10 protein-coding genes are annotated in these 13,846 nt (G+C 68.2%); all 10 read right to left on the bottom strand.

Annotation, left to right across the window (positions count from 1 at the left end; all coding sequences use genetic code 11):
• Positions 1-28 precede the first annotated feature (28 nt).
• Positions 29-2,668: a zinc-dependent metalloprotease gene (locus AC07S4_RS11750; protein ID WP_494986822.1), complete on the bottom strand. Its 2,640-nt coding sequence runs from the start codon at positions 2,666-2,668 to the stop codon at positions 29-31.
• An 83-nt stretch (positions 2,669-2,751) separates the two neighbouring features.
• Positions 2,752-3,978 (bottom strand): imidazolonepropionase, encoded by a 1,227-nt coding sequence (hutI, locus tag AC07S4_RS11745; protein WP_494986821.1) that lies wholly within the window; start codon positions 3,976-3,978, stop codon positions 2,752-2,754.
• Complete coding sequence (locus AC07S4_RS11740) at positions 3,979-4,572, bottom strand: HutD/Ves family protein (RefSeq protein ID WP_494986820.1); 594 nt, start codon at positions 4,570-4,572, stop codon at positions 3,979-3,981.
• Entirely contained in the window at positions 4,572-5,978 is a 1,407-nt protein-coding gene (locus AC07S4_RS11735) for a formimidoylglutamate deiminase (protein ID WP_494986819.1), read from the bottom strand. The genes AC07S4_RS11740 and AC07S4_RS11735 overlap by 1 nt, the downstream gene beginning before the upstream one ends.
• Entirely contained in the window at positions 5,975-6,772 is a 798-nt protein-coding gene (gene hutG / locus AC07S4_RS11730; RefSeq protein ID WP_494986818.1) for an N-formylglutamate deformylase, read from the bottom strand. Before hutG ends, AC07S4_RS11735 begins: the two co-directional genes overlap by 4 nt.
• A 21-nt stretch (positions 6,773-6,793) precedes the next feature.
• On the bottom strand, positions 6,794-8,350 hold the full coding sequence (gene hutH / locus AC07S4_RS11725) for a histidine ammonia-lyase (RefSeq protein WP_494986817.1): 1,557 nt from the start codon (positions 8,348-8,350) through the stop codon (positions 6,794-6,796).
• Between the two features lie 11 nt (positions 8,351-8,361).
• Positions 8,362-10,065 carry a urocanate hydratase gene (gene hutU, locus AC07S4_RS11720; RefSeq protein WP_494986816.1) on the bottom strand — a complete coding sequence of 568 codons (1,704 nt, stop codon included), beginning with the start codon at positions 10,063-10,065 and terminating at the stop codon, positions 8,362-8,364.
• Between the two features lie 181 nt (positions 10,066-10,246).
• A complete protein-coding gene (locus AC07S4_RS11715) occupies positions 10,247-11,908 on the bottom strand; it encodes an amidohydrolase (protein ID WP_494986815.1) in 1,662 nt (553 codons plus the stop codon).
• A gap of 68 nt (positions 11,909-11,976) precedes the next feature.
• Complete coding sequence (locus AC07S4_RS11710; protein WP_494986814.1) at positions 11,977-12,765, bottom strand: 2OG-Fe(II) oxygenase; 789 nt, start codon at positions 12,763-12,765, stop codon at positions 11,977-11,979.
• The gene (ada, locus tag AC07S4_RS11705) at positions 12,762-13,817 is read right to left on the bottom strand and encodes a bifunctional DNA-binding transcriptional regulator/O6-methylguanine-DNA methyltransferase Ada (protein WP_494986813.1); all 1,056 of its coding nucleotides are present in this window, start codon (positions 13,815-13,817) and stop codon (positions 12,762-12,764) included. The genes AC07S4_RS11710 and ada overlap by 4 nt, the downstream gene beginning before the upstream one ends.
• Positions 13,818-13,846 lie beyond the last annotated feature (29 nt).

The following is a 13,846-nucleotide window of genomic DNA, read 5'->3' as shown; positions in this document are numbered from 1 at the left end:
CAGGCGGGCGTACAAGCAGGTCCGCAAATCAGACGCCCGCGCGCATCATGGGCGCTTTCAAGGCCTGGGTCAGCGTTTCATAGCACTCGGCCAGGTGGGCTCTCGCCTCGTTGCTGATGGAGCCGGCGCTGGACAAGGCGCCGCGTATATCGCGCTGCAGCGCCAGCGCCTGCTGCCGCTGCAGACTGCGCGCGTCGGCCCGCATGCCGGGCGTAACGCGCAGCAGCGACGAGGCCACCCGCTTCAGGTGTTCGCGCTGCAGATTGCGCCGCATGCTGTTGATGTCCTTGCCGGTTTTGAGCTCGCTCCACACGGCCGACTGCACCGTAGTGTAAAGCTCGTCCAGCGCCAGCGCCTTCTTCGGCTTGTCCACCTTTTCCTGTGAATCGAGCAGGCGGCCGGCCACCAGGTCGGACATCAGCTGGTCCAGCGCGGTCGATTGCAGCGACAGCACATAGCTGCCCACGGAAACGTCCGGCTTGAAACGCGCCGTCAGCTGGTCGCCACCCAGGCGGCTCACCATGTCAGGCGCGAACTTGAAGCTGTCGGCACGGAACAGGTTATTGGTCAGCAGCTTGAGCGCGGTGCGCTGGCGCTCCACGGACACCGGCGTGAACGTGGCGCGGCCGGTTCCCGCGTGGTCGCGCAGGTGCGTTACGCCGCCCACGTACTTCACCACCACCGGCATCACGCGCGCGAATTGCGAGAAGCCGAATTCAAAGCTGCGCCGCAGCGACTCGTAGCTTTCACCCGGCTTCAGGCGGCGGTTCTGCACGCGGTCCCACAGTTCGCGCGACATGGCCAGCCGGCGCTGGAAGTAAGCCAGCGGATCGTCGCCCAGGTCGAAGACATTCACGCCGGGATCGGACAGGCCGCCATAGGCTTCCTGGTCGGTGCCGAAGGCCAGCTGCGTTTCATTGGAGCGGCTGGCGATGCGCGCCAGTTCGTCCTTCTCCTGTTCCGGCGCGATAGGCTTGTAGGCGTATTCGATGGCCCAGTAGTCGTATGGCCCCAGCACGGAGGTGACGTACTCGCCCTGCTGCTCGCCCTTCACCGCCAGGTTGAAGGGCGTGTAGTCCATGACGGAGCCGGTCATGCCGTTTTTGGAGGTGAAGGCCTTGTCCTGCAGCTGCTTCAGGCTGTAGATGGTGGACGAACGGAAGTTGTGACGCAGGCCCAGCGTATGGCCCACCTCGTGCATGATGATGGAGCGCACATAGGCTTGCGCCAGCGCCTCGGCCTGCGGGCTGTCCATTTCAAATTCGCCGCGCGCTTCCATCAGGTCCATCGCGAAGCCCATTTCCTGCGCCGACGCCATGCCGTAGTCGCAGCGCGCTTCATTGTGCTCCTGGCCAAACTGCTCGGCGCCGAAACGCGTGTCTTCGCTGGCCATGCGGCGCGCGCTGCGGGCGAAGGAATCGCTCATACCGATGTCGGCATCAAGGATTTCGCCGCTGCGCGGGTCCACCTGGCTGGGGCCGATGGCGAAGCCCGCGTCCACACCCGCATACCAGCGCACGGAGGCGTGGCGCGCATCCATCGTGTCGAAGTTATCCGTGGCTTCCTGCTGCTTGACCACGATGGCGTCCTTGAAGCCGATGCGCTCGAAGGCCGCGTTCCACGCCAGCACGCCCTGCCTCACCGACTCGCGGTATTTCTCGGGAATGTTCTTGTCCAGCCAGTAGACGATGGGCTGCCGGGGTTCGGACAGCGCCAGTGCCGGCTCCTTCTTCTCCAGGCGCCAGCGGTTCACGGCATGGCTGGCCTGCTCGGGCTTGAGGTCGTCCGTGAAGTCGAAGCTGGTGCTGACGAAATGGCCGATGCGGTCGTCCGCCGCGCGGGCCGGCATGGGCTGCGCGGGCAGCGGCATGAAGCTGTAGTAGAAGCCGAGGAACATGCTGCGCGGGTCCGGCAGCGTGAACGGCGGCGGTGCAAAGAGCGCGGTGGGCAGGACCACCAGCGGCGTGGCCGCCACGCGCGGCACAAAGTAGTGCGCGTTCACGTGCAGGCCGGTCATGCCGTCGTCGCTGCGGATATTGCCGAAGCTGCTGTTGCGCGGGTCCAGGGTGTAAGCCATGCGGAAGGACGATTCCAGCCGCGTACTGTAGCCGGGAATGTCGGCGAACAGCAGCGCGTTCGCTTCCACCAGCACGCCCTTGCCTTGCGGGTTGGGCGCACTGGCCACCGGCGCGGCGCTCAGCAGGCTGTCCGAAAAGCCCTGCGCCACGGCCAGCGCCTGCGGCGTGCCCAGCTTGGCGCGATAGGTGGTGTTCACGGCGATCAGCTGCACCAGGCTGCCGATCTTGCGGAACATGACCACGGCGCTGCGCGTCATCTGCCCGCCGTAGACACCGCGTTCGCCTATGCCGCTGGCGGTGTTGACGGACATGAAGAAGGGCTGGTCGAACTGCTCGGGCTTCAGCTCCAGCCAGACCTTCTCGTCCTTCTGGTACAAGGCGAAAAAGCCCGGCAGGCGCTGCGCTCCCTTGATGACTTCAGCGAAGGGCTTGGGAGCGGCGGCGTCCGGACGGGGCGCACCCGGCGCGGTGGCGGGCACGGCAGGCAGCGCGGGCGTGGTGGCCACCAGCGGCACGTCGGGGACCGGCGGAGTCTGTGCGAAAGCGGAGGTGCTCAGGGCCAGCAGGACGGCAAGGCGGATCGGTCGCATGATGTGTGTGCCAATGGCGCAGATGGGATTGTATTAATGTACACGATCGGCAACTGTCCGGAAGGAAATTTACCGGCCTCGCATCAGCGCCGAGCCACCGCCTGCGGCAAGCGCCACACCCCGCCGTTGACCACGCCCCGGCACGGGTTATAGCCGAACGAATAGGACAGGTCCGCCGGACGCGCAATCTCCCACAGCGCGAAATCGGCGCGCTTGCCTACTTCCAGCGTCCCGATCTCGTCCTGCCGCCCGAGCGCGCGGGCGGCATGCACGGTGCAACCCGCCAGCGCTTCGAGCGGCGTCAGCCGCCACAGCGTGCAGACCATATTCATCGCCAGCAGCAAGGAGGTCATCGGCGACGTTCCCGGATTGTTGTCGGTGGCGACCGCCATCGGCACGCCGGCCGCGCGCAGCTCGGCCACCGGCGGCGGGACGGTGTCGCGCAGGAAGTAGTAGGCGCCAGGCAGCAGCACCGCCACCGTGCCGCCCTGCTTCATGGCAGCGATGCCTTCCGCGCTCAGGCGCTCCAGGTGGTCGGCGGACAAGCCGCGATAATGCGCCACCAGTTCCGCGCCGCGCATGTCCGACAGCTGCTCGGCGTGCAGCTTGACCGGCAGGCCCAGCGCAGTGGCGGCGCTGAACACGCGCGCGGTCTGCTCCAGGTTGAAGCCTATGCATTCGCAGAAGGCGTCCACCGCGTCCACCAGCCCTTGCTCAGCCAGCAGCGGCATCATGGCGCAGACCGCGTCCACGTAGTCGTCCGCGCGGCCCGCGAATTCCGGCGGCACCGCGTGCGCGCCGAGGAAGGTGGTGGCCACGTTCACGGGCAGCAGCTCACCCACGCGGCGCGCCACGCGCAGCATTTTCGCTTCGGATTCCAGCGTCAGCCCGTAGCCGGATTTGATCTCCAGCGTGGTCACGCCTTCGGCCAGCAGGCTGGCGATGCGCGGCAGGCTTTGCGCGTAAAGCTCCTCGTCCGACGCGGCGCGGGTGGCGCGCACGGTGGACATGATGCCGCCGCCGGCTTTGGAAATGTCCTCGTAGGTGGCGCCGTTCAAACGGGCCTCGAATTCGTCGCTGCGGTTGCCCGCGTGGACGATGTGGGTGTGGCAGTCGATCAGCCCGGGCGTGAGCCAGTTGCCGCCGCAGTCATGCACTGCCGCAGCTGTATCAGGCGCATCGCCCGCCGCGCCCAGCCAGGCAATGCGCCCGTCCTTCACGGCGATGGCGCCGCCGCGCAGTTCGCCGTACCCTTCCACCATCGTGGCCAGATGCACGTTGGTGTACAACACGTCCCAGGCAGCGCTCATTTACTCGTCTTCTTCGTCATTGGGGATGATATCGACGATAAACACCGTGGCGCTTGCCGCCTCCAGCGTCCATACGTCCTCGGTGCTCAGCACCACCGCGTCGTAGCGCACCATGGCCACGCGCTCGTCGGCGCTGATGATGGCCAGGCTCTCGCCCTCGGCCAGGAACACGATGGTGGTGGCGCTGCGCCGCTCCAGCGTGGAAAAGCCGCGCACCACGCGCCGCTCCAGCTGGTGGGTGCAGCGCGCGCGCCGCGTCATCACGTTAAAGTCGGTGGTGGGCGCGTCGCCCACGGTGGCCGATACAGCGGTCTCGCCCGGGAAGGCCACCACCGGCTCGCGTTCGCTGAGCGCCACCTTGCGCTCATTGCCCACGTCCAGCACCACGCACGGCCCGCTCACCAGCGTCAGCGTGCGGTCGATGCCGGGGAACAGCGAGAACGGCCCGCTGTGCGCGATCGTGGCCAGGCTGATGCGCCAGTCGAAGTTGTCGAACGTGGCGCCGTTGGGCGCGATGGCGATCTCGGTGGTGCTGCCGCCGCCGTTCTTCCATGGCGTGGCGTGCAGGCTTGCGTACTGTATCAGCTTGCTCATTACCGGAACTCCCGCAGTTCGGCCAGCGTCTGTTTGAAACGCGCGGCGATGGCCTGTTGCGCCGCGTGCTTCTGCTCGCGCACCACCCACTGGCCGCCAGCCAATACATGCTTCACCAGATTGTCGTTACCGCTGAATACCAGCGTGCCGAGGACTTCGTCCGCCGCCACGCCGTACAGATTGGGGTGGCCGTCGTCGAGCACGACGATGTCCGCCCGCTTGCCCGCCTCCAGCGCGCCCACCGCGCGCCCCGCCGCCTGCGCCCCGCCTTGCAGGGCCGCTTGCCACAGGAAGTCGCCCACGTTGCGCTGCGTGGCCGACACCGCGATATTGCGGCGCTGCTGCATCAGGCGCTGGCCGTATTCCAGCCAGCGCAGTTCCTCCACGGCGCTCTGCGAAATATGGCTGTCGCTGCCGATGCCGAAACGCCCGCCGTGCGCCAGGAAGGGCTCCAGCGGAAACAGGCCGTCGCCCAGGTTGGCTTCGGTGGTCGGGCACAGGCCCGCCACCGCGCCGCTCCGGGCGATGGACTGCACTTCCCCGTCCACCAGGTGGGTGGCGTGCACCAGGCACCAGCGGCTGTCCACCTGCACCTCATCATACAGGTATTGCACCGGGCGCCTGCCGCTGAAATCCAGCGACTGCCGCACTTCGCCCTGCTGCTCGGCGATATGGATGTGCACCGGGCGATTGTGCGGCAAGCTGGCCAGCACTTCTTTGATCTGGGACACGGAAGCGGCGCGCAGCGAGTGCGGCGCCACGCCCACTTCGGTCTGCGCGTCGCGCAGCGTTTCCAGCCCGCCGATAATCTTCAGCACATCCTGCGCGTCGGTCTTGAAGCGCTGCTGCTCGGGCTTGAGCGGCTCGCTGCCGAAGCCGGCGTAGCTGTACAGCACCGGCAGCATGGTCATGCCGATGCCGGCCAGCCTGGCGCCAGCGATCACGCGCTCCGCCGTTTCGGCCGGGTTGGCGTACATGGCGCCGTCCGGCGCGCGCTGCACGTAATGGAACTCGCACACCGAGGTGTAGCCATGGCGCAGGCATTCGCTGAACAGCTGCGCGGCGATGGCTTCCATGTGTTCGGGCGTGATGTTGCGGGCAAAGCGGTACATCAGGTCGCGCCAGGTCCAGAAGCTGTCCGTGACGTTGCCGCTTGCGGCGCCGGCCTTCTCGGTCAGGCCGCCCAGCGCGCGCTGGAAGCTGTGCGAGTGCAGGTTGACCATGCCGGGGATGGCGTATTCGGCCAGCTCCACGCCGGCCGGGTGCAGCGCGTTCGGCGTGACGTCGACCAGCTCGCCGCCCGCGTCCCATTGCAGCAGCACGTCCTGCGCCCAGCCGGACGGCAGCAAGGCGTTGCGGGCGAACAGCGCGCTGGCGGCGGCCCCGGATGCGGACGCGCCGCTCATTGCCCCTCCCCGCTGGCCCACGCCGCGGCGGCCTGCGTGAGCTGGCGCAGCAGCGGCTGCACCTGGGCGGCCAGGTCCGGACGGTAGCCGTAGGGCGCCGCCTCGTCCATATAAGTGGACTGGCACATCTCCAGCTGGATCGCGTGCACGTTCCGCGCCGGCTTGCCGTAGTGGCGCGTAATGTGGCCGCCCTTGAAGCGGCCGTTCACGGCCACGGTATAGCCGCCGTGCGCCAGCGCCAGCGAGGCGATGGCGTCCGCCATGCCGGGCGCGCAAGAGGCGCCGTCTGCGGTGCCGAAGTTCAGGTCGGGCAGCTTGCCTTCAAAGAAGCGCGGCACCACGGACGCGATGGAGTGCGCGTCCCACAGCACCACGCGGCCGTGGATGGCCAGCAGCCGGTCCAGTTCCGCGCGCAGTTGGCCGTGGTAGGGCTGCCAGTACAGCTTCAGCCGGCGCTGCACTTCCGCCTCGTCCGGCGCGCCGCCCTCGGGATACAAGGGCGCGCGGCCGAAGGTGTCGACCGGGCACAGGCCGGTGGTGTCCTGCCCCGGATACAGATTGGTGTTCTCGGGCGGACGGTTCAGATCGATCACATAGCGCGACCAGCGCGCCGACAGCGTGGACGCCCCCATCTCGCGCAGGAAACCGTACAGCTGCACCAGGTGCCAGTCGGTATCGGTCCTGACGGCGGCGGCGGGCGCGAAGCTGGCCGCGATATCGTCCGGGATGTCGGTGCCCACGTGCGGCATCGACACCAGCAAGGGCAGGCTGCCTGCCGTGAATTGAAAATCCATCTGCTCGTCCCTCCGGGCCGGTTAAGGATGCAGCGGCGTGAACAGGTGCTTGCAATTGGCGCTCAGGTCGCCCTTCAGCACCAGCTGCTTGGCCGCCTCGATGTCCGGCGCGAAGAAGCGGTCCGCGTCGAAGAACGGCACCTGTGCGCGCAGCTGCGCGTGCACATGCTCCAGCTGCGGCGAGGTCTTCAGCGGACGGTGGAAGTCGATGCCCTGCGCCGCCGCCAGCAGCTCGATGCCGAGGATGACAGCCGTATTGTGCGCCATGTCGTCCAGGCGGCGCGCCGCGTAGGTGGCCATGGAGACGTGGTCTTCCTGGTTGGCCGAGGTCGGGATGGTGTCCACGCTGCCCGGATGGGCCAGCGACTTGTTCTCGGAGGCCAGCGCGGCGGCCGTCACGTGGGCGATCATGAAGCCCGAGTTCACGCCCGGATCGCGCACCAGGAAGGGCGGCAGGCCCGACAGCGTGGCGTCGATCAGCAGCGCGATGCGGCGCTCGGAAATGCTGCCGATCTCGGCGATGGCCAGCGCCAGCGTGTCGGCCGCGAAGGCCACCGGCTCGGCGTGGAAATTGCCGCCCGAGACCACCACGGCGCTGTCGCCGTCCTTGAACAGCAGCGGGTTGTCGGTGACGGCGTTCGCTTCGATCAGCAGGGTGCGGCTGGCGTTGGCGATGATGTCCATGCAGGCGCCCATCACTTGCGGCTGGCAGCGCAGGCAGTACGGGTCCTGCACGCGCTCGTCGCCCACCAGGTGGGACGCGCGGATGGCGCTGTCCGTCACCAGTTCGCGGTAAATGGCGGCGGCGGCGATCTGGCCCGGCTGGCCGCGCACTTCATGCACGCGCGCGTCGAACGGCGAATCGCTGCCCTTGGCGGCGTCCAGCGACAGCGAGCCGGTGACCATGCCCGCTTCCAGCAGGCGCTCGGCCATGAACAGGCCGTGCAGCGCCAGTGCGTTGGACACCTGGGTGCCGTTGATCAGCGCCAGGCCCTCTTTTGCGGCCAGCACCACCGGGGCGATGCCGGCTTCCCTCAACGCGTCCAGCGCGGGCATCAGCTTGCCGTGGTAGCGCACCTCGCCCACGCCCAGCATGGCCAGCGTCATGTGCGACAGCGGCGCCAGGTCGCCGGAGGCGCCCACCGAGCCCTTGGCCGGGATGGCGGGCATCACGCCCTTGTTGTACAGCGCCAGCAGCGTGTCCACGATGAGCGGACGCACGCCCGAGTAGCCGCGCGCCAGGCTGCCGATTTTCATCAGCAGGATCAGGCGCACCACGGCGTCCGACAGCAGCTCGCCGGTGCCGACCGAGTGCGACAGGATCAGGTTGCGCTGCAGCTGCTCCAGCTTCTCGTCCGGGATGCGGGTCTTGGCCAGCAGGCCGAAGCCAGTGTTGATGCCGTAGGCGGCGTCGCCCTTGGCCACGATGGCGCGCACGGCGGCGGCCGACGCTTCAATGACGGGATAGGCTTCGGCGGCCAGCGCGACGGGCGCGTGCGCGGTCCATACGGCGCGCAGTTCGGCCAGCGTCATCTTGCCGGGGTTCAGGGTCCAGGTGCTGTTTTGTGCTTGAGTCATGTGGTGCTCGCTTACTTGATCATTGGGAGGTTGAGGCCATTGCGCTTGGCGCAGGCGACTGCCGTTTCGTAGCCCGCGTCCGCGTGGCGCATCACGCCCGAGCCGCTGTCGTTCACCAGCACGCGCGCCAGGCGCTTGGCGGCGGCGTCGGTGCCGTCGGCCACGATCACCACGCCGGAGTGCTGCGAATAGCCCATGCCCACGCCGCCGCCATGGTGCAGCGAGACCCAGGTGGCGCCGCCGGCGGTGTTCAGCAGCGCGTTCAGCAGCGGCCAGTCGGACACGGCGTCGGTGCCGTCCTTCATGCTTTCGGTCTCGCGGTTGGGGCTGGCCACCGAGCCGGTGTCCAGGTGGTCGCGGCCGATGACGACAGGCGCTTTCAGCTCGCCGTTGCGCACCATCTCGTTGAAAGCCAGACCGGCGATATGGCGCTCGCCCAGTCCCAGCCAGCAGATGCGCGCCGGCAGGCCCTGGAAGGCGATGCGCTCGCGCGCCATGTCCAGCCAGCGGTGCACTTGCGCGTGGTGCGGGAACAGTTCCTTGATCTTGGCGTCGGTCTTGTAGATGTCCTCCGGGTCGCCGGACAGCGCCACCCAGCGGAACGGGCCGCGCCCTTCGCAGAACTGCGGACGGATGTAAGCGGGCACAAAGCCGGGGAAGTCGAACGCGTTTTCCACGCCGTGGTCGAAGGCCACCTGGCGGATGTTGTTGCCGTAGTCGACCACTTTGGCGCCCAGCTGCTGGAACTCCAGCATGGCCTGCACGTGGGCGGCGCAGGAATCGGCTGCGGCGGCCACCAGGCGCGGGTGGCGCTCGGGGTCCTGCTGCGCGGCCTTCCAGTCCGCCACGCTCCAGCCGCGCGGCAGGTAGCCGTTGACCAGGTCGTGCGCCGAGGTCTGGTCGGTGACCATGTCCGGCACCAGGCCGCCCGCTTTCGCGCGCTTGACCAGCTCCGGCAGGATCTCGGCGGCGTTGCCCAGCAGGCCGATGGAAATCGCGTCCTTGCGTTCGGTGTGGTGCTTGACCAGTTCCAGCGCCTCGTCGATGGAAGCGGCCTGCTTGTCCAGGTATTTGGTGCGCAGGCGGAAGTCGATGCTGCTCTGCTGGCATTCGATGTTGAGCGACACGGCGCCGGCGAAGGTGGCCGCCAGCGGCTGCGCGCCGCCCATGCCGCCCAGGCCCGCCGTCAGTATCCAGCGGCCACCCAGGTCGCCGCCGAAGTGCTGGCGGCCCGCTTCGGCGAAGGTCTCGTAAGTGCCCTGCACGATGCCCTGGGTGCCGATATAGATCCAGGAGCCGGCCGTCATCTGGCCGTACATGAACAGGCCGGCGCGGTCCAGTTCATTGAAATGTTCCCAGTTGGCCCACTTCGGCACCAGATTGGAATTCGCCAGCAGCACGCGCGGCGCGTCCTCGTGGGTCTGGAACACGCCGACCGGCTTGCCGGACTGGATCAGCAGGGTCTGGTCCGCTTCCAGGTCCTTCAGCGATGCCAGGATCTGGTCATAGCACGCCCAGTTGCGGGCCGCGCGGCCGATGCCGCCGTACACCACCAGGTGCTGCGGGTTCTCGGCCACTTCGTTGTCGAGATTATTCTGCAGCATGCGATAGGCCGCTTCCGCGCCCCAGGTCTTGCAGACACGCTCAGGCCCGCGCGGTGCGCGGATATTGCGGCTGGCGTCGAAACGTGGATCGTTGGCGAGGGAAGTGCTCATATCGTCTCCTTGGTAGCAGGTGATGCGGAGGAGCATAGGACCGCCACGCGCCCTCCGCGCATCTTCCCAGCATAAGTTGTATAGACAACCAAGTCAACCCATTTCTAACACCTCAGACGGACTGAGCCGCATTCGGGGTCTGACCCCGAATGCGGCTCAGCTCGGCTTGCGGCGGGTTTGCTTAACGTTTGTATACTTGCTTGCCGGCGACCCAGGTTTGCAGGACGGTGATCTTGCCGATCGCCGTCGCCGGGACTTTGAACAAGTCGGCGTCGGTGACGATGAAGTCGGCCCATTTGCCGGCTTCCAGCGAGCCCACTTCTTTTTCCTGGCGCGCGGCGTAGGCGGCGTCCAGGGTGAAGCAGCGGAAGGCCTGGGTCAGCGTCATGGCTTCGTTCTTGTACCAGCCGCCGGCCGGCAGGCCGCTGCCGTCCTGGCGCGTTACCGCCGCGTGGATGCCGGCCAGCGGATTCGGCGATTCAATCGGGAAATCCGAGCCGCAGGCGATCTTCGAGCCTTGCTTGAGGAAGGTGTGCCAGGCATACGCGCCCTTGATGCGCTGCGGGCCGACGCGCTGCTCGGCCATGTTCTGGTCCGAGGTGGCGTGCGTGGGCTGCATGGACGGGATGATGCCCAACTCCTTGAAGCGCGGGATGTCGGCCGGCGTCACCACCTGCGCATGCTCGATGCGGTGGCGCTGCGCGGCGGCGGCCGGGTATTTCTTCAGCAGCGCGGCGTAGGCGTCCAGGATCTGGTGGTTGCCCGCGTCGCCGATGGCGTGCACGTTGACCTGGTAGCCGGCCTTCATGGCTTTTTCCATCTTGGCCAGCATTTCCTCGTTCTTGTAGAACAGCAGGCCGTGCGTGTGCGGCGCGTCGCTGTAGGGAGCGATCAGCGCGGCGCCCCGGCTGCCCAGCGCGCCGTCCGAGTACAGCTTCACCGCCGACAGCGCGTACAAGCCGTTGGCGTAGCTTTGCATCGGCCCCTGCTTCGACAGCTGGTCGAAGTCGGCGGTGGTGTCGCCTATCATGGCGTAGATGCGGGTGGTGAGCTTGCCGTGGTCGGCGTAGTCGCGGAACAAGCGGTCTTCGCGCACGCCTATGCCTGCGTCGTGCGCGCCGGTCAGGCCCATTTTGGCCATCAGCGCCAGCGCGCCATCGAGCGCACCGCGCGATTCGGCCTCGGTGGGCGCGGGCAGCACTTTGTTCACCAGGTCCATGGCGCCGTCGATCAGGATGCCGGTGGCGTTGCCTTGCGCGTCGCGCTCGATCTTGCCGCCGGCGGGGTCCGGCGTCTCGCGCGTCACGCCGGCCAGCTGCAGCGCCTTGCTGTTGACCCAGATGGCGTGGCCGTCCACGCGCTCCATGACGGCGGGACGGTCGGCCACCACGGCGTCCAGTTCCGCAGCGGTGGGGAAGCGGCCCAGCTTCCAGATTTCCTGGTTCCAGCCCTTGCCCATCACCCAGGCGCGCTGCGGATTGGCTTTGCTGAACGCGGCCACCGACTGCAGCGCCGCCGCCAGCGTGGCGGGGCTGTACAGGTCCGCGCTGGTGGCCACTTCGCCCAGGCCGAACACGTGGCCGTGCGCGTCGATCAGGCCGGGCAGCACGGTCTTGCCCTGCATGTCGATGCGCGCCGCGCCTGCGGGGGCCTTGGCCGCCACCGCCTTGCTGCTGCCCACTGCGATGATCCTGCCCGCATCGTCATACGCCAGCGCGGTGAACTTCACCAGTTTTCCGGCCGCGTTGAGCGTGTAGCCGTTGGCGTTGTCAATCACGGTGGCGGCGTTGGCGGCGGCAGGCAGGGCTGCGGCGAGGGCAAGCATCAGGGTGGTCAGGCGCATCAGGGCATCTCCATTGGATTCAAAAGCAAGATGGAGAGTGTAGCGAAGTTTTGCCCTGGCGGCCCTTCTTAATTGGCATCGTGGAAGATGATGCCGAGGGTGTGGCGCGAACCGCTGCGCAGGCGGGACACGCCGTGCCGCATGTTGACGCGGTAGCTGCCGCGCGTGCCGTTCACGGGGCGGTGGAAGACGGGGAAGATGACCATATCGCCCTGCTCCAGCGGCACCACTTCGGCGCGCGACTGCATGCGCGGGCGCTGCTCGGTGAGCACGAATTCGCCGCCTTCGTAGTCCGCGCCCGGCTGGGACAGCAACACCGCCGCTTGCAGGGGGAAGACGTGGTCGCCGTACAGGTCCTGGTGCAGGCAGTTGTAGTCGCCTGCGCGGTATTGCAGCAGCAGGGGCGTGGGACGGGTCTGGCCGGCGGCGTGGCAGCGGCCGATGAAGTCCGCATGCGCGGGCGGGAAGCGCGGCTCCAGCTGCATGGCTTCGTACCAGCGGTTGGCGATGTGCGCCAGCGGCGGGTACAGGGCGGCGCGCAGTTCGGCGATGGGGCCGGGCAGCGGGTAGGCGAAGTATTGGTATTCGCCCTTGCCGAAGCCGTGGCGCTCCATCACCACGCGGCTGCGGAACAGCTCGGGCTTGGCGTAGGCGCCGGCCAGGCGGACGCACTCGTCCCGGGCCAGCAGTCCGGGGACGAGGGCGCAGCCGTGGGCGTCCAGGTCGTGGGCGATGCGCGGCCAGTCCAGCGCTACGCAGCGCGCGCCCAGGCCGGTGAAAGCGCGCGGCGCGGGGCCGCCGGCATGGCGGGTCAACGGACCCGCCCTACGGGAGTCGGACGGGATGGAGGCGCTCATTTGGCGCCTTCGCGCTTGAGCAGTTCGGCCTTGCGCTCAACGCCCCAGCGGTAGCCGGAAATGCTGCCGTCGTTGCGCACCACGCGGTGGCAGGGAATCGCCACGGCGATGGCGTTGGCGGCGCAGGCGCCCGCCACGGCGCGCGCGCCGCGCGGCGCCCCCACGCGCTCGGCCAGTTCGGCGTAGCTGACGGTCTGCCCGGCCGGGATCTCGCGCAAGGCTTGCCAAACGCGCTGCTGGAAAGCGGTGCCGCGCACGTCCAGCGGCAGGGCCAGGCCGATGCCGGGCGCCTCCACCATGCCGATTACCGCCGCCACCACCTGTTCGTAATCCGGCTCGGCGCCGATCAGCTCCGCTTTCGGGAAGCGGTCCTGCAGGTCGCGCGCCAGCGCGTCCGGGTCGTCGCCGATCAGGATGGCGCAGATGCCCTTGTCCGTGCTGGCCACCAGGATGGCGCCCAGCGAGCACTCGGCCACGGCGAAGCGGATCGCCGCGCCGCTGCCGCCGGCCTGGTAGGCGGTCGGCGTCATGCCCAGGGCGCCGGAGGACTGCGCGTAAAAGCGCCCGCTGGAGTTGAAGCCGGCGGCGTAGATGGCGTCCGTCACGCTGGCCTGCCCGGCCAGTCCGGCCTGGATGCGGCGCTGCTTCACGCCGGCCGCGTAGGCCTTGGGCGTGAGCCCGGTGTGGGCCTTGAAGATGCGGTGGAAATGGAAGCGGCTGATGCCGCCCGCCTCGGCCAGGCTGGCCAGGTCCGGCTCGCTCTCGGCCTCGTCGATCAGGCGGCACATGCGCGCCACCAGGGCGGCCTGGCGCTCGGCCAGCGGCGGCTGGTCCGGCTTGCAGCGCAGGCAGGGGCGGAAGCCGGCCGCCTCGGCCTCCTGCGCCGTGGCGTGGAAGCGCACATTGCCGCGCAGCGCGGGGCGCGAGCCGCACGACGGGCGGCAGTAAATGCCGGTGGTGCGCACCGAATAGTAAAACTGGCCGTCGGCCTGGCCGTCGCGCTGCTGCACGGCGGCCCAGCGCTGCTCGTCATTGGTGAAGATGGGTTTCATGGCCTGCTCCGTCATGGTGTCATTATGGG

The organism is Pseudoduganella sp. GW821-FHT05F09 (assembly GCF_059419605.1).
This window is presented reverse-complemented; position numbering and strand designations above follow the sequence as displayed.